This is a genomic window from Alicyclobacillus acidiphilus NBRC 100859, assembly GCF_001544355.1.
Lineage (GTDB): Bacteria > Bacillota > Bacilli > Alicyclobacillales > Alicyclobacillaceae > Alicyclobacillus > Alicyclobacillus acidiphilus.
Genome location: NZ_BCQI01000002.1, coordinates 144086 through 162402, shown reverse-complemented (window position 1 = coordinate 162402; position 18317 = coordinate 144086). Strand labels below are relative to the sequence as shown.

Here is an 18317-nt window from a genome sequence, read left to right as displayed (position 1 = left end):
TGTACCAGATTTCGAACCGGACTGACGTTTTGCATGGAATCGCGCGGCTTGAAGGCCAACTTCACTGCTCCGACGGCATCTCGGCCATGATCCAATCGGACAGATCCGTCATGGTTCGTGAAGACCATCGTTGCGTCGATAATGCCGCCTCGGAGAGAAACTTGCTTTGCCGACAACGGTGGCTTTTGAGACGGACGGGGACAAATCCGATGACCACCGTCTTTGCCCGGGTCATGGCGACATACATCAGCCGTCGTTCTTCCTCCACTTCATCTGGTTCTGACAAGTGAGGATCCACCAAGTCGACCAACAGTACAACGTCCCATTCCTTACCCTTACTGTCGTGAAACGTGCGGAACTGGACGCGACGATGAAACGAATTCCATTGTGAGCCAAAGTACGCTCGCACTTCATGCCAGACGGAGGCCACCCGTTCTCGTGTCCGCCCAAGTATGCCAATCGTGGATGTCGGAGGCAACGTCGCGAGCATGGTGGTCAAACATTGAATGAGGGCGAACCGCTCTGAAAGGTCGTCCGCAACCTGAAACACTTGTACGTATCCAACGTTTGAATGAAAAGCTCGCAGAGGCTTTTCGATGCGGCCCGACGCGTGTTGAATCAGGTGTTGGGCGTGATCGACCACCGTGTGTCGAGATCGAAAATTGTAAGTCAATAGACGCTGAACCGTTCCTTTCAATTGTCCAGCCGCCTCTCTTAGATATTTGGGAGAGGCGCCGCGGAAGGCGTAAATGGCTTGATCGTCATCGCCAACGACAAACACCCTGACGTCATATCGTTCCTGCAGCATCTGAACGATCCGCCACTGCGGTTCGTTCGTATCTTGAAATTCGTCGACCAATAGGTAGGACAGTCTTTCAAAACTGCTGTCGCGACCGCGTCGTTCCAGAAGACGTTCCGTTTCAAGGAGGATGTCTTCATAGTCCCAACGCCGGCTTTTCCGCTTCAGTTGTCGGTAAACCTCGTAGATTCTTCGCTTCTCGCGCGGCAGCGGCGCCATGCCAGTACCCACATCGCGCGAGTACATGGTCAACCATTCGGCAACAAGGCGATCATCGATCGCGGCCGAAGCTCGATGCCGGCGAACGAGAGCTTCACGCATCAATTGGGCCTGTTCGCGGGAATTCAAAATGACCGGAATATCCGCTTGATCTCTGAGCAGCGCGTGAAACATCTGAGAGTGGAAGGTCCCGAGTTGCAACGACTCCGCTTCGCGGACAGACAGTGACGGGTGAAGCAGCAGGCGGTGGCGCATGTGTTCCGCGGCTTGGCGTGTAAACGTCATCGCCATGACGGACTGCGGTGACATGTTGTCTGTTCGAATCGAGTGCACAATATGCTCTGTCAGCACGGCTGTCTTGCCGCTGCCTGGGGCCGCGATGACGCATGTGGAATGCGATTTCGAATGAATGACGTCGAGTTGTTCTTCTGACCACATAACCATCCCTCCAAGACAAAGATGCGCCATCTTCGCGCTGGCGGCCATGACGTGGAGCAGAATTCTCTTACAAAGCGCAGGATCGTCTGAGTATTTTCCACCAGCCAGTCGTGGTATCATGGGCATTTAAGGAGGAGAGTACATGGCCCTCTATGCCATTGGCGACTTACATTTGGGAACCGCCGTCGATAAACCGATGGATGTGTTTGGCTCGACATGGAAAGATCACGCCGCTCAGATGAGACAAAACTGGCTCGACGCCATCGACGACGACGACATCGTCTGTATTCCAGGCGATATATCCTGGGCGATGACGCTCGATGAGGCGGTCGACGACCTATCTTGGATCGCGTCGCTGCCAGGGAAAAAAATCATGATACGCGGCAATCACGATTACTGGTGGAACGGGATATCGAAAGTTCGGAAGCTGCTCGGAGAAGGAATGTTTGCGCTGCAAAACGACTGTGTCGTGATCGATGGCCTGTGTTTTGCGGGAACGCGCGGCTGGCTGCTGCCATCACACCCTTCGTTTCACGGGGCGGAGGACGAAAGAATTCTGCAGCGCGAACTTCACAGGCTGGAGTTGTCACTGCAGGAAGCCGCCAAGACAGAATTGCCGATCGTCTGCATGACACATTATCCCCCCATCGAAAACCAAGTTTCGAAAACCGTTTTTCAGACGACACTGGAACAATACGGTGTCAAACTTTGTTTGTACGGACATCTGCACGGCCCGTCCCACCGATTCGCAGTCAACGATCTCGTTGGCGGTACGGTGTACCAACTGGTCAGCAGCGATTTTCTCGGATTCAAGCCATTGAGGATCCCGGACGCCTGGCTCACATAAAACAACCGGCGGCTCGGGGCCGCCGGTACAAACACCACGTGTGGTCGACAATCCTGCTCCATCACACCGTTCACGCCAGTTGAAGGCATTGGCTGCCTCAGTGAGCGGCTTAGATGCGGAGAATTACCTCTGTATTTCCGCTTGACTGACATCCGTCGCCCGGGAAACACCGGGATACTCAGAAATACTTCATCGGCACTCCCTGAGCAGGATATGCTCGAAACACGGAAGTGGTGTCGGAAGTAATATCTCCCGTGGACGCACAGTTTATGAACCAAACTCGGGATTTAGCAAGAACACGACGTAGCCCATCTGATGGCCGTGTTCTTGCATCCACCGCCCGTTGCGCTCGAGGACGCGCAATACGTTCGGATCGCTCAAGGCAAGATCGTCGGCAAGACCCATGTCTCGTTGGTTCGCGTCGACATGGAGACTGGACAGCGGGCCGGATCGAAGTACCTTGCCGCGAAATCCACCTTGCTTCCAGCGAGCTTTCCACCCCGTTGCGTCGGGAACTTCCTTCGCTCCGTAAATACTTCGGACTTCCTTTCGCCACTCGTCGGTTACAGGTTCCAAGACCATCATTTCGACGTCGACGACTTGCCCCGAAGATTTGACGACTCTCCGGATTTCCCGGATGGATCGCTGGATATTCGTAAAGACCAGAACGGACTCCGCGACGACGAGATCGAACGTGTCATTCGCCAACGGAAGCGCCTCGACGTTGCCGACGACTCCGTGAATCCTGACACCGCGCGCACTCGCGAGACGCTTCGTATTGTTTACCATCCGCGGATGAAGATCGACTGCGGTGACCTCGGCGTCAAACGTTTCGGCCAGTTTGCACGCCGTGTCACCGTTCCCGCAGCCAATGTCGAGCACTTTCGCTCCTGGCGATACCGTGATGCTGTTCATCCACGCAAGCGTAACGTCCGCGCCCCCGGGATGTGCGTTCATAACGCCTAGACGTGACAACGCGTCGTGGTAATTCACAAGATAGCCCCCTTCAGCCCATCGTATGAACGCTGGCACTTGCCTTTGACGACGGATGCCCAGCCCATCGGAACTGGTCTGAAGCCCGCCTCACGGGTGGCGTTGGACTTGCGGGTCAGGACATCATGACGTAGAGTGGAATCCAATTGGGGGGTTGTTGAGTGGCAAAAATCACACGGATCTTCGAAGCCAGCATTGAAGAGCAAGGGGATTACATCTTTACGCCATCCGGCGTCGTCTTGCTTTTACATAATGGGAATTTTCTGATATACAGTGAAAGCGCCAGGCACAATTTCTTGCGTCGAACGTGCATGCGCCATGGTTGGGACGATCTCGTTGAAGGCGTCCGGGAACAAGGGTTGTACGTTCGAATTCGCGATGTGACAAACGACGTCCAAAAACGATTAGACCCCGACACATGGAGTGTCGAGGCCGTTCTCGATACTTGGTATTCACAAAATCCGAGGCAGCTGTTCTTTCTGCAGCGTTACTCCAGCTCTCCGTCCCAGACCAACATACCGCCGCGATAGTTCGCGACGTTCGTGAATCCATTGGCTTGCAGGAACTCTGCGACCCGCTGTGAACGGTTGCCGCTGCGGCAGACGAACACATACGGTTGTGAGGGATCGAGATCGTTCATCCACTCAGCGACCTCTTGCATCGGTTTCAGCGGAACACCAGGAATATGCCCTTCCGCATATTCTTCTGGGGTGCGGACGTCGATCACCTGCATCCGACCTTCCGCGAGAATTTCCTTCAACTCATCTGGGCCATATTGGGCAATTTCGCCTGACATGTTTGCGACCTCCGTGCGTGAACGACATAGGTTTTCAGGCCAGAAATTTGCCTGACATACAGTACACCTATCATGTTAACACACCGCACAGTGATCGGCCTACGATATGGATTCTCCGAGGATTTCGTTCACGCGCTTGCGCAGCACATCCGCGCTGATGGCAAAGCCTATTCCTTGTGAACTTTGCGATACGGCGGTATTCATGCCAACCACTTCGCCGCGCAAGTTGATCAACGGACCGCCGCTGTTTCCACGATTGATGGCGGCGTCCGTCTGGATCAGGTTCGGGTAATCCCTGTCTCCAATCTGCAGCGGTCGGTTTTTGGCGGATACGATGCCCACGGTCACCGTGTGGTCCAAGCCGAGCGGCGAACCGATGGCAAGCACCCATTCCCCCACTCGGACGTCCTTGCTGTGGCCCAAACGGAGTACAGGCGAGGGAATATCGATGTCGGCGCGCAAGACGGCGATGTCGTGCCGGCGATCGCGCCCAACCACCTCCGCCTGAATCGGCTCTTTTTTGCCGAACGCCCGCAGCATGATGCGATCAGCCTCAGAGACGACATGCTCATTGGTCAAAATGTATCCTTTGGGATGAAACACGAACCCTGTACCGATGTTCAACGCGGATCGCCCTGACCGCCCAGCAGGGCGATCCCATGGCAAAATCATCGTTCGTTCCCGATAAGGTAACTGGACGACCTCGATCCCTAGGACAGACTTCTTATATCGTTCAACCAACCTGACAAAGTTTGGGATTGAACCGCTTGCGCTCCGCTTGGATGCGAGCGACTGTGCCTTCTTCATGTGCGTCACCCCTAAGAACAACAAAAGTCGCCATCAGCCACGACTTGACGTTGTACATTGTATTCTCAGGGAGCGCTTCGTGTGAGATGCTCCGGCAAGGCGAACACCCGCAGACCGAACCGCGCAACTTACATCGCCATGTCCTTCCGATAGCGTACGCCGTAGTTGCCCCGTTTCGTCTTATAGACCTGCACGCGCAAATCCAACGTCCCGTTCAGCAGATAATCGTCCCGAATGCACATGGCCACGTAGGACGCTACCGACTTCGAATCGTACAGACGCGCTTCATAAACCCATGCCATTCTTCTTCCCCCTTGCCGAGCTAGTTTACCCAGGGGAAGCGGGATCATGAGTTGGCGTCCGGGGGTTCGATCAACTCACGTCGATGACAACCTCATATCCACCGTACTTTTTCACATTGAGAACACCCGTATCAAATAAGAGATACTGCCCCTTGATGCCAAATAAGGTACCGGTGAAAATCGGGGACTTGTCCAAATTGATCGACTTCAGACTCACTTGAAACGATGGACTGCGCGGATATTCAAACTCATACGCCTGTGCCTCGTCTTCGATAAGAAACGAATGGTAGGCGCGGTCCAAACGCTCGATAACCTGCTCCCGCAGCGCGTGCAAGGTCGTCTCAGGTCTTGATTCCTCTTTCAGCATCTTGCGCCAATCTGTCTTGTCCGGCATAAACTTCGCGATTTCCATTTCCAGTTCGCCGGCCTGCTTACGGGTCGGTGCTTCCGCGATCACGACCGCCGCCGTCGCTCCCTGGTCCATCCAACGCTTCAATTGGCGCCCTTTGCGCGTAAGTCCAACCTTGAATCCGCTGCTCCATGCAAGATACACGTAATGAGGGATCATGCAGTGCGTTTTCGCGAACGTTTCGTCGCGGCATGTTCCTTGGTGATAGTGACATTCGTGCGGTTTGACAATACACAAGTCGCACTCTGCCAATGACGTTACGCAAGGAAAGCAGTAGCCGTTTTGAAACAGCTTTTTCGCAGTCCGTCCACACGCGATGCATCGGCGCACACCGGTGAACTCGATGTGGACCTCGCGGCCAATCCACGTATTGACAGGCTCCGATTGTGTGGTCAGACAGAGTTCGTATTCGACCGGACTTGCGTACGTTTGATTTAGCTCCCGAATGTCGCCTTTCAACATAATTTGAACCTCCGTGAATCAAACTACAGATGTTGCCCATCTTCTCGATCTGAAAAAAGGGGTTCTGCGCATGTTGTTGTACGTTGGATTGGCCATGATTCCCGGACTGCTCTTGCTCATTTTCATCTATACGCGAGACCAATTGCACCCCGAGCCGAAGAGATATGTCCTGCGATTTTTCATCCTCGGCGCGGCGATTGTATTTCCGGCCGGCCTGATTGAACGAATCACGATGGCCTCTCCAGGTTTCTCCCTGGGCGGCTTTCAGGGGCGACTGGTCACAGCGTTCTTCGTCGCTGGCATGATTGAGGAGTTCTTGAAAGCCGCCATCTTCGATCGCGGGCTGTTGCACAGCAAGCTCATTCGGAATCGAATGGATTGCATCGTATACGCCGCAGCGATTGGCCTCGGATTCGCGACCGTCGAAAACATCATGTACGTGACCAGTTCCGGGTTTACCACGGCTGTCGTGCGATCCGTAACCGCTGTCCCCGCCCATTTCATGTTCGCAATCATCATGGGGTACTATTTCGGACGAGCGCGGTTCGACGGACGCAATAAAGCGCTGGCCTATGTAGTACCCGCGGTTGCGCACGGCACCTATGACACATTCGCCCTATCGTCGACGCTTGCATCCGACGCGGTCTTGGCTGGTTTATTGCTCCTCATGGTCGAGATTTCTATTCTGATTCTGCGAAGAGCCCGTCGAATGGGAAATCGTCAATTCGCGTAAGGACGGTTCCTAGCGTAAGTCAAAGCCGTTTTGACCGAATGGCTGAGGACCTGAAGACAGGCCGGCAAATGCAAGCAACCAACCTCTATCGCCTCGGTAGAGGTTCATTTCTGTCTCTTCGTCGATCATCAACATTTGAAACAGGTTCATGTTGGTATGAAAGTACGGACTCAAATGTTCATCGTGAATCCGGAGATTCAGAATTCGATATCGCTCCTGCGGATCGACCCGAATTCCATCGATACCCACGATGTCTCCAAACTGAATGCTCGGCTCTGCCAGAGGCGATTTGTTTCGAGCTCGCAGGACTTCATACACGTGACGTATGGCTTTTGATTTGCGACTAGCTTCCAATACGAGTGCGTAATGTGCCATGTTGTCTGCCAAGAAACATCCCTCGGTCCGATGAATAAGTCTGCATATCATGCAAATTGCCCCCTTTGGTAAACCAACCGGATTAGGGGGCAATTTTGCATAGGAATATGGGAAAGTCTGTAGTCATTATAGCGAAGCTTTGAAGAGAAGGAAATAGCATTCTCCCTGTTTTCTCAACAAAATTCGAGATTTTTTGTAAAATTATATCACCAATTGGAGGTTTTGTCCGCAAAATTAGCTTCGATATTCGCTGAACAGAGCATTGACCCATGATTCGGCGTCGGAAGTGATCCACACCACATCTCCCGCATTTTGTTGACACGCTTCCCGAAGGCGGCGCACCGGATCCATGTTCAATTCCGTCCCAATCACCAACAGCAGGCGCGAATCGAGCACCCATTCCATGGCGCGGGCTACGTGACGAACTTCTTCGCCTTCCAGCACCACACCCGGCAGCAATATGCTGTTGCACGTCGGACAGATCGGCACATCGATCTGGACATCGAATGTGTATGAACTTGGAAACACTGCACCGCAGGTCCGACAGCTGAGCTCACGCAGATTTCCGTGCAATTCAATCAGGTGCTTTGTACCAGCGTCTCTGTGCAATCCATCGATATTCTGGGTGATAATCCGCACATTCGCTTTCGCGAGCACTCTGTGCGCCAGATTGGGCGATGCACCGCGCCAGTCGCGAAGCATACTGCGCAAGACTCGATATGCGAACGCTGGGTCGCGCATCCACACGGCTGTCCGAAAGAATTCAGGCAGCGGCAGTCCAAGCACGCTGTTCTCTCCAACCGGCAGTCCGCTTTCCACACTGATGCCGGCGCCAGTGACGGCAATGATATCGTTTGCACGACGCTGGTTCATCCGAATTGTGTTCACCAAATTATAGGATACCGGTCCATCACAATGATAGAGCATATGAAAACACCTATTCAAAATATTAATCATAATTTCCAATATTGTATTTACAAGAAAACAACTTTCGCTCTATATTGACAGTATCACCCTTTATATTGGAATTTTGGGAGGATTGTCGATGAAAGAATCATTTGGTAGCCGTGTTCGAGCAACTCGCGTCGCAAGATCGTGGTCACAACAGGAATTGTCGATGAGGTCCGGTATTTCTACACCACACATTTCCTCCATCGAACGAGGTTTGCGCCATCCGTCGCTCGAATATGCGCAACGTATCGCAAGCGCGCTTGGCGTTCCACTCCACGCCCTGTGTGATTCGACACGTGAGTTCGTAGCGCCAAGGATCCGCAACTCAACGGAGGAACTGCCTTGGGACATGCAAAACTTCATTTTGAATGAAGCCGCCTACCCTTACCTTGAAGCCGCACAGCAAATGAGCAAGCTTTCCGAAGAGGATACGTCGCTGTTGAAAATGCTGATCGACTTGCTTTCGGAACGGCACCGTCTGCAGGCAGGCGATATGCTCTAAAACGACTGAACCGTGAAACGATGTGCCCCTTGTACGGCAAACAAGGACACCAGAACGAGGGGCGTTGCTGTCAATCCCACAGCACTTTCACGCCATATCGACCGCGTGACGTCTGATATACGCCCACATATTTGGGAGGTCGCTTCGGCATCCACCAAGTCCCCGCTTCAAGACGGGCGGCAAGGCAATCAGCTTGAAATTTCGTGTTGACCAAGCTCAAGTAGTATACCCAACCCATCGGTGCAACACCCGCCTTCACGAAGATGATGTCTGTGCAGTGGGTAAGACCACAGTGAATGTGGTGCCTTCCCCATATTGACTTTCCACAAGAATGTCGCCGTTATGCTCCATCACGATCTGTCTGGCAATCGCTAATCCGAGACCAGTTCCTGAACCGGTTCGCGTACGGGCCTTGTCCGCTTTATAGAAACGTTCGAAGATGTATGGCAGGTCTTCCGCCGGAATGCCTGCTCCGGTATCGCGAATGCGCACATAGGCGTAATCGCCCCTGACGTCGAAAGCAAACAGAATCTGCCCTTGTTCCGTGTGTCGGAACGCGTTGTCCAAGAGATTCGTAAACACTTGCTCCATCCGATCTTCGTCGAGCAGCACAAGAACTTCTTCATCGCCCGACGAGACGATGAATTCAACGTTTCCTTCAGCGGCCAACGCTTGGAATTTACGCGCCACACGGCGAACCATTTGCGTCAAGTCGACAGGCTCAAGTTTCATTTGGAACTGTCCGCTCTCCAACTGCGCCAAGTCCAAAAGGTCATTGACAAGGCGCTTCATACGAAGCGATTCGTCGTGGATGATCTCGGTCAATTCCCGGCGAAGGACCGGATCGTCGGAGATATCGTCCAGCAACGCTTCCGCGTACCCCTGCATCATACTGAGCGGCGTGCGAAGTTCGTGCGAGACGTTTGCGATAAAATCTTTCCGCAGCCGATCCAGCCGCCGCTCCTCCGTGATATCCCGGAGCACTGAAAGCGTCCCTCGCAAATGTACGCCATCCGGTTCATACAGGGGCAGCATGGTGACGGCCATGGTTCGTCCTTCCCACTGTTCCTCGCGAAACACGGGTGCTTGGAGATTGGTGACCTGATCGAACAGGCGCATCAATCTCTCTGGCAGAAGGTCCATGTCGACGACGCCGTGATCGGCCACGGACAACGTGCGAAGCCGGCGCAGCGCGGGTGGATTGGCCAGCGTGACACGTCCTTGCATATCGGTGGCCACAACGCCGTCTTGCAACGACGACAGGATGCCCTGCAGTCCTTCTCGTTCGTTTGACAGTTCCTGAATTGTATTCGCAAGCTCTTCCGCCAATGCGTTAAACGTCTTGCCCAGCATGCCAACTTCGTCACCGGTCACGACGGCGACCCGCTGCCGATACCTGCCGAGTGCCATTTCCTCGGCGGCGCGATTCATTTCAATCAGAGGGCGGGAGACGTTTTTCGAGACCACGAAAGCGAGGCCGGTCGCGAGGATGATCCCAAAAATGGTATCGAAGAGGATCAAGTTCCGCATCTCGCGTGACGGCTCGTCAAGGACACTCATTTGTTGGCTGACCGTAACGATGCCGGGTGCTCCGGAAGGAACAGGAACTTGGAGGTACACAGAAACCTCTTCCACACCTTTTACCGCACGCTGAACGATGACGGGCTTTCCTTGTGAAAAAGCTTTCTTCTCCGCTGCGGACAATCGATCGTACGCCGCCTTGAGGTCTGCGTCATTCGCGAAGGGAATGCTGTAATGCAGTTGCGCCTGCTGCACAGTGGAAGCCAGTTCGCTGGCAACCTCAGCTTTGATCGTTCGATCCGTCGGATCGGACAAGATGGTTTTCGCCGATTGGGCGAGTTGGATTAAACTGTCGCGCTCCCGACCCACGACGTACTTGTTGTAGACCTGCTGAAGAAATACGGACAAAAGCGCTTGAACGACAAAAAACATGCCGACAATCGTGAGCCAAAGTTTCGTAACGACACTGTTTCGAATCACTGGGTTACCTCGAATTTGTATCCTACGCCCCAGACAGTGACAATGTACTGACTGACGAGCGCTGAGGCCTGGCCAAGTTTTTCGCGGAGACGTTTGATATGCGTGTCGACCGTCCGTTGATCGCCATAAAATTGATAGTTCCATACGTCGCGCAACAATTCCTCACGGTTGAACACCTTATCCGGACGCTGGGCCATATATACGAGCAAATCAAACTCTTTGGGCGTAAGACTGACCTCCTTGCCCTCTACTTCCACTCGACGAGCGTCAATATGAATGACGAGTTCCGGGAATGTCAAAGCTTGCTGCAGATCTGTACGGGCGTACTCCGCTTCACCCGCTCTCTTCAACAGCGCCTTGATGCGCATGATCAATTCTCGGGGGCTGAACGGTTTTACCACGTAATCGTCAGCGCCGATCTCGAATCCGTGAATTCGGTTCATCTCGTCTCCGGCTGCTGTTAACATAATGATAGGAACCTCGCTGTGCTGCCGAATCTGTTGGCACACATCTCTCCCATCCAGTCCCGGCAACATCAAATCCAGCACAATCAGCGAGAAAGGCTCCGATAAAGCGAGTTGAACTGCCGATGGCCCATCTTCCGCCTCTGTAACCGAAAATCCGCTGCGTTCCAGATACATTCGGACCAAGCGGCGGATCCGTTCCTCGTCGTCAACAATGAGAATCCTTGGCTGCACCATGGCTGAACCTCCGTATTTCAGTGTGAATTCATTATAAAACTGAGGATCAGGAACAACAACAGACTGCCAAGGGAACTGTCGAACGGGAGCGGACGAAGCTGAGCGAAGCGTTGTCAGCTTCGCCCAATGGAGGATTCGTCGCGGGCCGGCCGCGACGGCGAATTCACCGGCGTGATCGCTTGCCTTTTGGGGAGCGGGACGTCCGTGCAGGTCTTTCCACCTTGCGGTTGGGAAACGTCGGTGTCGCGTACGGCGGCGGCGATAGTTCGACGGAACGATACAACGCTTTCCACTCCGCGGGATCGAGCGTACGCCACTCGCCCGTCTTCAAGTGGCCCAGCGCGATGGGACCAAAGGCGATTCGCTTCAAACGTTTGACTGGCAAATCAAGCGCCGCAAACATTCTGCGCACCTGGCGGTTGCGACCCTCATGAATGGCGATTTGGACGACGGACTCCGGCCCCTGCTTCATCACTTCGACGATGGCGGGCGCGGTCATTCCGTCTTCCAACTCAATGCCTTCCGCAAGCCGCCGCCGGGCTTCCTTGTCCACTGTACCTTCGACGGTCACCCGATACACCTTTTCAATGTTGCGCGAAGGGTGCAGCAAGCGCTCCGTCAACGTGCCATCGTTGGTAAACAGCAGCAATCCACTGGTGTCGTAGTCCAGCCGGCCAACCGGATATAACCGCTCCGCGACAGTCGGAAGCAACGACATCACCGTTCGGCGCCCTTCTGGATCCGAGACCGTGGAGACATACGCGGTCGGCTTGTTCAAGAGCAGGATGACCTTCTTCTCCTGTTTGACAGGTTTGCCGTCCACTGCGATCGCCTGCGAGTCGGGATCGACCTTAAATCCAAGTTCTGTAACTTTCTGGCCGTCGACCGTGACGTGGCCCTCCACAATCAACTGTTCACATTTGCGGCGCGACGCAACGCCCGCGTGGGCTAGGACTTTTTGAAGTCGTTCCATGATTTTCTCCCGTCTCGAGACGCCTTCTTGAAGGCGTCCATTCACTGATCTCAAAAGTGTATCATACCAGATAGCAGCGAAACGGCGAAGACCGAAGCGAGAACGCTGACAAAATCGCTCAACAGACCGACCTTCAGAGCATACCGAAAACGCGTAATGCCCACGCTCCCGAAGTAAACGGTGAGAATGTACAGCGTCGTGTCGGACGACGCCTGCATGGTCGATGCCAACATGCCGAGCCACGAATCGGGGCCATGTTTTTGGAATATGTCAATCATAAACGCGAGGCTGCCCTGCCCGCTGATTGGTCTCAGGAGTCCCATCGGCGCCACTTCCGCCGGAATGTGCAACCAACGCAAAGCGGGCGTAAGCAGTTTGACCAGGAGATCCATCGCGCCGGATGTCCGGAAGACGCTGACTGCCACGACCATCGCGATCAAGTGCGGAATGAGCCTGATGGAGGTGCCAAATCCGCCTTTGGCACCTTCCACAAACGCTTCGTAAATCGGTACTTTCCGGATATAACCCGAGACCAGAATCGTGCCAATGAGCAACGGCAGAATCCACTCGCTTGCACTCGAAAGGACCGCCTGCATCAGGCATGCCTCCTGCGGCGGGCGTCGATCGAACGGTACATCCGATCCAATACGATGGCCACCATCGTCCCAATGGCGGAGGCGATCAGCGTGGTGCCCACCACGGCTGTCGGATGCGCTGAGTGATATTGCATGCGAAACGCGATCACGGTGGTCGGAATCAGCGTGATGCTCGCGGTGTTCACCGCCAGCAGGGTGCACATGGCGTCACTCGCCGTATCCTTGTCCGGATTGAGGGTTTGCAGTTCTTTCATGGCCTTCAATCCGAGCGGTGTGGCGGCGTTGCCAATGCCAAGAAGGTTGGCGCTCATATTCGCGAGAATGGCCCCCATGGCCGGATGATCTTCTGGTACAGACGGAAACAGATACCGAGCGACAGGGCGCAGCAGTCGCGACAACCAGGCGATGGCGCCGGCTCGTTCCGCAATATTCATCAGCCCGAGCCACAACGCGATCACGCTGACCAGGCCAATCGAAAGTTCAACGCCGCTTTCTGCGCCTTTCAAAATGCCATTCGCGACATGACTCATGTTACCTGTAAACATCGCTGTGACGATGCCAGCTAGGAAGAGGATTAACCAAATGAGATCGATCACGACTGGAACACCTCCATCGGACAAACAGGACCTGTCCGTACAAGGTATGCCAGTCGCGGCAGGGATAACACACGCTGAGTTACATCACGGGCGGCTGATTTTGTGGATTGCGATTTTGCTGACCGCCGGACGATCCGCCGGACAACATTTGTTGAATGCGCTCCATGACGCTCGGCGCCATGTCGATGAGGCGATCAAACAATTGATTCTGATTGTCCGTCGACAACAGGCGCACGTTGTTGCCATGCACAATGAGAAAGCCGATGGGCGTGATCGACACGCCGCCGCCGCTGCCTCCTCCGAACGGATGTTCGCCGGAGCCGTCGTCGTTTCCTTTCCCGCTCGAGCCGCCCTCGAACTCACTGCCGCCGGCCGCGAATCCAAAGCCAACTCGTGAGACCGGGAGAATCACTGTACCGTCAGGCGTCTCCACCGGATCGCCAATGATTGTATTGACGTCTACCATTTCGCGAATATTCGCCATCGCGGTCTGCATCAGACCTTGGATTGGATGATCCACGTTATGATGTCCTCCTTTTCCAGGCAAAGAGTAGCCGGATACCCGCAGAGATAGCGTGTCCCATCCGAATTCTCAGTATGCTCTTGGTGCGCAACTGAAACGCGTTTTGATGGAACACAGGTTGAATATGAACATCGGGTTTGTCGTCAAAGTGGCAGCGATAACTGAGCCAGCCGAATGCGGTTTCGAGGATGGCGTATAACAGTCCGACCGAAACGCCCGTGTAAACGGAATCCGTGAGTCCAATGTGCGCTTCGACCCGCAGTTCGCGTACGCGGACATAGCGCAAGGTACGCCGGGCAATCCCCAGCGACGCTCTCGCGAACTGCCAGATTTCCCGGACCTGATCGGTCAATTTAGGGAGTTCCTTCGTTGTTAACGCGTCGTCCTGCTTCTCCTTGCCCGGTGGTCCTGCTTCCGCCCGTACGGCCGGACCTTCCGAACTCATTCCAGCCGTCACCTCTGTCAATTCCCGGCGCAGTCGAACCAATCCAAGCAGCGTTCGAATTTCAACCGACCCCTTGTCATTCGCCCGAACGCGCTCATACTGGACATGGATGTCGACCGGAAGCATCAAGACGATGGCGAAGAGCGCGATGACCGCCGCTGCAATCAGAAAGATCCACACCATACGCATGCCACCTTTTTGCGATCGATGACATTATGTGTATGGAGGGATCCTTATATACCCAATATGTGTCATACGTGTCGATGAAAGCCCCTAATCGCGAGCTCGTTCCGTCGGCAATTGGAACAGCGAGATGTCATCATGGCCCATGTTTTCCGGCAACGGCGGGAGTTCTTGCAGCGATTTGAGACCAAACTGGCGAAGGAAATCCACCGTCGTTCCGAACAGGATCGGACGCCCTGGCGCGTCGGCCCGGCCCTTTTCTTCCACCAGCTGCCGGTGGACGAGCGTGGCCAAGGCTCTGTCCGACTGAACGCCGCGAATGTCCTCGATCTCGCCGCGCGTGATCGGCTGCTTGTACGCGACGATGGCCAACACCTCGAGCGCCGCGTTGGATAAGGTGCTCTGCATCGGACTTTGCGCCATTCGCTTGAGATACGGAGCGTACTCCGGACGCGTGACCAACTGCCACGTGTCGGCCACCTGCTGAACCGCGATGCCTGCGCTTCTTTCGTCCAGCTTCTCCGCAAGCTGAAGGCAGAGGCTCGCTGCCTCTGGAGGCGCGATATCAAAGATCGCCGCAATTTCCTTTGTATCCAATCCCTCGCTGCCGACCGCAAACAGCAGCGCTTCCAGTGCTGACAAGAGCTCCATCTAATCACCCATCCATATCAGTTCAAGTGGTCCAAATGGTTCGGATTGTTCACAGGCGATAGTGCCGTCTTTGATCATTTCCAATACCGCGAGAAAACCCGTGACGAGACTCTGGCGAGTCCGCACGGACTGAAACAGCATCATGAACTCGATTCTGCGGTAACGGCGGATTTTATCGACGAGATCGACCATCACATCCTCCACCCGTTCGACGTGACCGCGGATTTCCGCGACGCGTTCGGCGGCCGGAAGCCGCATGTACAACTTGCGGTACGCGTCGACCAGATCCCACATCGTCACCCCGTCGAGCGCCGGGATGTCCCTGTTGCGGTACGGCGACAAGTCCATTGGGGACCGCGAGTACACTTCCGCCCGAGCTGAAGCCATGTTGGACAACTGGGACGCCGCCCACTTGCATCGTTCGTATTCGAGCAGCTGTTCCACGAGCGGCAAGCGGGGATCTTCTTCGCCCTCTTCTTCCGCGACGCGCGTTCTGGGCAGCAACATGCGGGATTTGATGGACAGGAGCGTCGCGGCCATGACCAAGAACTCGCTTGCGATCTCGAGCGACCAAGCCTCCATGGCGTGGAGGTAGTCCATATACTGCTCCGTGATGATGGCAATCGGAATATCGTAGATGTCGACTTCGTTCTTGCGAATGAGGTGCAGCAGAAGATCCAGCGGACCTTCGAACTGAGCGAGTTTTACTTCGTACGGCACGAGGCATGCCTCCCGGATCGAACTCTACAGCAAGGTGAGAACCCAATCGATCAGGGCTCGAAACAGATCGTTGAACTGTGGAATGATGAACAGAAACAACAAAATGAATGGACCGTACGCGTCGAGCTTACTGTAGCTCACCGCTTGACGGTACGGAAGAAATTCGCGCAGGATGCGCGAGCCGTCAAGCGGAGGAATCGGGATGAGATTGAAGATGAACAGCGAAATATTGACCTCGAGAAGGAGGCTGAACACGCTTAACAGAATGTTTCCCGCGCCGAAATAAAACGTTCTCAACACAAAAAACGCGATGACAGCAAGCACCAGATTCGATATGGGCCCGGCCGCCACCGTGAGCACGTAGCCAACGCGGCGGTTGCGAAAATTGTTGGGATTGATTGGCACAGGCCTGGCCCATCCGATGGGCGCGAACAAAATCATAATCAGTCCTACGAGTTCCAGGTGTGCGAGCGGATTCAGCGTCAAACGACCGTTGTATCGGGCGGTTTTGTCCCCTTGCAAGTCCGCTGCCAAGGCGTGGCTGAATTCGTGAACCACCAGGCTCAACAGGACAATCAGAATCTGAAGGATAAACAGTGGAGACGACCATTGGGAAAACAAAGACAAACCTCCCGGCTTCGCGTTGATCGCATTATAACACGGGGGGTCAGAGGTCTCGAATGCGAATTGACCAAAGGCGCCGTTCGAAGTCCATCACGGAGGCGCCGCGGAGATGCCGAAGCAGCGACTGGGCATAGTTCGGTCGATTGGTCACGATAAGCAGCCGATTTTGGCTGGTTAACGGAAGGCCGACAGGCCAATCGAGGATGGTGCGAAACACCTGACGCGCGGAGGCCAAAAACGCGCGAAGCGACGGTTCTTCATAGCGTGCGGATATCACGTTGTAGACGGCGACACCGTCTTCGACGAGCGCTTCCGCCAGCGCGTCGACCACGTCTTCTTGCAAAGACTTCTGGTAAATCGAGTTGCGCATGTAGGCGTCCAGAAACACACAGTCGTATCCGACAATCAATCGCGATGTCAAAAACGCGATGCCGTCGCCAATCCAGTAATCCACTTCGCGGTGACTCGGTGCGTCGAAGTACTCGATGGCGATGTTCAACACGGCTTCGTCGATCTCGATGCCGTGCGCCACGACCCCTGGCTGCAAACGCCGAACTGTACGGATACTTGTCCCTGTGCCGACGCCGACGGACAAAAATTTCCGCATGTCGCCATGCGCCTCAACGAGCGCGGCAAACGCTCGTTGATAAGGAAAAACCGGTCGGTCGGGCCGAGACAGATCGACTGCCCCTTGCCAACCGCCCCGTTTGCCGAACCGCATTTGGCGAAGCTGTCCCTCTTGGACAACCTCGATGCTTTCATGAACTGTTCCGGATCCAGCATATATCGTCGATATGGCACGTCATTCCCCATATTCAATCTCTTTCTCTCAGTATACTCCATGAGACAACCGCGCGGAATTTACGCGGCGGCTCTTGCCGGCGTACGACTCCACATGCGCGAGAGGAAAGGCAATACGGGACGAACGAACCCAATGAAGCTTTGAAACATGCCAAAGTATTGGAACAATCGCGGCAGGAACATCAACATACTCAGCACTTAGCGTCACCTCCCTACGATACTCTCTTCAGCCTATGCTGAAGCCGATTATCGGTTGTGGGCGGACTGACGCGCTTGTGTCGCGTGGTGCAGGACCCATTCGATGGCCGCCGTCGTGACTGGGGCTCCCCGCTCGGGAGCGTCCATCCCGTGCATCTTCCCGATGTCGCCGATACCGATCACGACGGGCACGTCGAGGCGACGGAGGATATCCACTGTGTCCCCCTCCACGATGTAGCTGTTCGATTCGCAGCCGTCCTTGTCGACAGCCCGTTCGATCCGGTTGCCGTAGCGATCGATGCTGAAATCCACCGCCGCGCCTTCCACGCTCGACGTTTTGGACGCGACCGCCAAAGCGGCGATCACATCGACATCCGGATGATGCAGCAAAACGCTCAAAGCTTCTTCTCCGCCGCTTTGATTGGAATCTCCATTGTCGTCCAACATGACGATCACCGGATCGCCCTCTGCGTCCCGAATGCACTGGACAAGTTCGACACCGGACAGCGGCGTGGGATTGCCGGCGCTCTTGGCGATGACGCGGCATCCCGTCCGGCGTGCGGCCATCCTGAGCGCGCGAAGGGCCATGTGATCTCCGTCGGTGACGACAATCACGCGCTTGCGTTCCTTCACCGGCTCGGATCCATGCAATTCATGAAGCTTTGGCAAGGT

The 18317-nt window shown here is 54.8% G+C and carries 24 protein-coding genes; 4 read left to right on the top strand and 20 right to left on the bottom strand.

What is annotated here, in order from left to right:
- Positions 1–61: 61 nt before the first annotated feature.
- Positions 62–1456, bottom strand: a complete 1395-nt coding sequence (locus AAC01S_RS01840; protein WP_067617798.1) for a UvrD-helicase domain-containing protein — start codon at positions 1454–1456, stop codon at positions 62–64.
- A gap of 142 nt (positions 1457–1598) precedes the next feature.
- Here AAC01S_RS01840 and AAC01S_RS01835 point away from each other — a divergent pair, with 142 nt between their 5' ends.
- A complete protein-coding gene (locus AAC01S_RS01835) occupies positions 1599–2303 on the top strand; it encodes a metallophosphoesterase (protein WP_067617795.1) in 705 nt (234 codons plus the stop codon).
- Positions 2304–2570: 267 nt separating this feature from the next.
- Here the strand turns inward: AAC01S_RS01835 and AAC01S_RS01830 are convergent, their stop codons facing one another.
- Positions 2571–3296: a class I SAM-dependent methyltransferase gene (locus AAC01S_RS01830; protein ID WP_067617792.1), complete on the bottom strand. Its 726-nt coding sequence runs from the start codon at positions 3294–3296 to the stop codon at positions 2571–2573.
- 161 nt (positions 3297–3457) lie between these two features.
- Here AAC01S_RS01830 and AAC01S_RS19135 point away from each other — a divergent pair, with 161 nt between their 5' ends.
- Positions 3458–3826, top strand: coding sequence for a hypothetical protein (locus AAC01S_RS19135; protein WP_157071001.1), 369 nt, complete (start codon positions 3458–3460; stop codon positions 3824–3826).
- Here the strand turns inward: AAC01S_RS19135 and AAC01S_RS01825 are convergent.
- From AAC01S_RS01825 to AAC01S_RS01815, 4 genes are all read right to left on the bottom strand, one after another.
- Positions 3784–4092 carry a rhodanese-like domain-containing protein gene (locus AAC01S_RS01825; protein WP_067617789.1) on the bottom strand — a complete coding sequence of 103 codons (309 nt, stop codon included), beginning with the start codon at positions 4090–4092 and terminating at the stop codon, positions 3784–3786. The genes AAC01S_RS19135 and AAC01S_RS01825 overlap by 43 nt on opposite strands.
- A 99-nt stretch (positions 4093–4191) precedes the next feature.
- Positions 4192–4899, bottom strand: coding sequence for a S1C family serine protease (locus AAC01S_RS01820; RefSeq protein ID WP_067617786.1), 708 nt, complete (start codon positions 4897–4899; stop codon positions 4192–4194).
- Between the two features lie 128 nt (positions 4900–5027).
- Positions 5028–5201, bottom strand: a complete 174-nt coding sequence (locus tag AAC01S_RS19510; protein ID WP_169793989.1) for a hypothetical protein — start codon at positions 5199–5201, stop codon at positions 5028–5030.
- A 70-nt stretch (positions 5202–5271) separates the two neighbouring features.
- The gene (locus AAC01S_RS01815) at positions 5272–6072 is read right to left on the bottom strand and encodes a DUF2797 domain-containing protein (protein WP_067617783.1); all 801 of its coding nucleotides are present in this window, start codon (positions 6070–6072) and stop codon (positions 5272–5274) included.
- Between the two features lie 70 nt (positions 6073–6142).
- Between AAC01S_RS01815 and AAC01S_RS01810 the strand changes: the two genes are divergently transcribed.
- The gene (locus tag AAC01S_RS01810) at positions 6143–6805 is read left to right on the top strand and encodes a PrsW family intramembrane metalloprotease (RefSeq protein ID WP_245630018.1); all 663 of its coding nucleotides are present in this window, start codon (positions 6143–6145) and stop codon (positions 6803–6805) included.
- Positions 6806–6814: 9 nt separating this feature from the next.
- On the opposite strand, the gene AAC01S_RS01805 is transcribed toward AAC01S_RS01810, so the two are convergent.
- Both AAC01S_RS01805 and AAC01S_RS01800 read right to left on the bottom strand, forming a co-directional pair.
- Entirely contained in the window at positions 6815–7231 is a 417-nt protein-coding gene (locus AAC01S_RS01805; protein WP_245630017.1) for a hypothetical protein, read from the bottom strand.
- A 183-nt stretch (positions 7232–7414) separates the two neighbouring features.
- Positions 7415–8053 (bottom strand): SIR2 family NAD-dependent protein deacylase, encoded by a 639-nt coding sequence (locus AAC01S_RS01800; RefSeq protein WP_169793988.1) that lies wholly within the window; start codon positions 8051–8053, stop codon positions 7415–7417.
- Between the two features lie 172 nt (positions 8054–8225).
- Here AAC01S_RS01800 and AAC01S_RS01795 point away from each other — a divergent pair, with 172 nt between their 5' ends.
- Entirely contained in the window at positions 8226–8633 is a 408-nt protein-coding gene (locus tag AAC01S_RS01795; RefSeq protein ID WP_067617777.1) for a helix-turn-helix domain-containing protein, read from the top strand.
- A 255-nt stretch (positions 8634–8888) separates the two neighbouring features.
- Here the strand turns inward: AAC01S_RS01795 and AAC01S_RS01790 are convergent, their stop codons facing one another.
- From AAC01S_RS01790 to AAC01S_RS01735, 12 genes are all read right to left on the bottom strand, one after another.
- The gene (locus tag AAC01S_RS01790; protein ID WP_067617774.1) at positions 8889–10634 is read right to left on the bottom strand and encodes a sensor histidine kinase; all 1746 of its coding nucleotides are present in this window, start codon (positions 10632–10634) and stop codon (positions 8889–8891) included.
- On the bottom strand, positions 10631–11335 hold the full coding sequence (locus AAC01S_RS01785; protein ID WP_067617771.1) for a response regulator transcription factor: 705 nt from the start codon (positions 11333–11335) through the stop codon (positions 10631–10633). The genes AAC01S_RS01790 and AAC01S_RS01785 overlap by 4 nt, the downstream gene beginning before the upstream one ends.
- Before the next feature lie 163 nt (positions 11336–11498).
- Positions 11499–12308: a pseudouridine synthase gene (locus AAC01S_RS01780; RefSeq protein WP_067617768.1), complete on the bottom strand. Its 810-nt coding sequence runs from the start codon at positions 12306–12308 to the stop codon at positions 11499–11501.
- Positions 12309–12358: 50 nt separating this feature from the next.
- Positions 12359–12904, bottom strand: coding sequence for a spore maturation protein (locus AAC01S_RS01775; protein ID WP_067617765.1), 546 nt, complete (start codon positions 12902–12904; stop codon positions 12359–12361).
- On the bottom strand, positions 12904–13500 hold the full coding sequence (locus AAC01S_RS01770) for a nucleoside recognition domain-containing protein (RefSeq protein ID WP_067617762.1): 597 nt from the start codon (positions 13498–13500) through the stop codon (positions 12904–12906). Before AAC01S_RS01770 ends, AAC01S_RS01775 begins: the two co-directional genes overlap by 1 nt.
- Before the next feature lie 79 nt (positions 13501–13579).
- Positions 13580–14020 carry a GerW family sporulation protein gene (ytfJ, locus tag AAC01S_RS01765; protein WP_067617758.1) on the bottom strand — a complete coding sequence of 147 codons (441 nt, stop codon included), beginning with the start codon at positions 14018–14020 and terminating at the stop codon, positions 13580–13582.
- 1 nt (position 14021) lies between these two features.
- A complete protein-coding gene (locus tag AAC01S_RS01760) occupies positions 14022–14651 on the bottom strand; it encodes a DUF2953 domain-containing protein (protein ID WP_067617755.1) in 630 nt (209 codons plus the stop codon).
- A gap of 90 nt (positions 14652–14741) precedes the next feature.
- Positions 14742–15302 (bottom strand): SMC-Scp complex subunit ScpB, encoded by a 561-nt coding sequence (scpB, locus tag AAC01S_RS01755; protein ID WP_067617752.1) that lies wholly within the window; start codon positions 15300–15302, stop codon positions 14742–14744.
- Positions 15303–16022, bottom strand: a complete 720-nt coding sequence (locus AAC01S_RS01750) for a segregation and condensation protein A (protein WP_067617749.1) — start codon at positions 16020–16022, stop codon at positions 15303–15305.
- Between the two features lie 24 nt (positions 16023–16046).
- Complete coding sequence (locus tag AAC01S_RS01745; protein ID WP_067617747.1) at positions 16047–16643, bottom strand: site-2 protease family protein; 597 nt, start codon at positions 16641–16643, stop codon at positions 16047–16049.
- A 46-nt stretch (positions 16644–16689) separates the two neighbouring features.
- Positions 16690–17367, bottom strand: a complete 678-nt coding sequence (locus AAC01S_RS01740; protein WP_083511417.1) for a spermidine synthase — start codon at positions 17365–17367, stop codon at positions 16690–16692.
- A 326-nt stretch (positions 17368–17693) separates the two neighbouring features.
- Positions 17694–18314, bottom strand: coding sequence for a stage V sporulation protein AE (locus AAC01S_RS01735; RefSeq protein WP_281178101.1), 621 nt, complete (start codon positions 18312–18314; stop codon positions 17694–17696).
- Positions 18315–18317 lie beyond the last annotated feature (3 nt).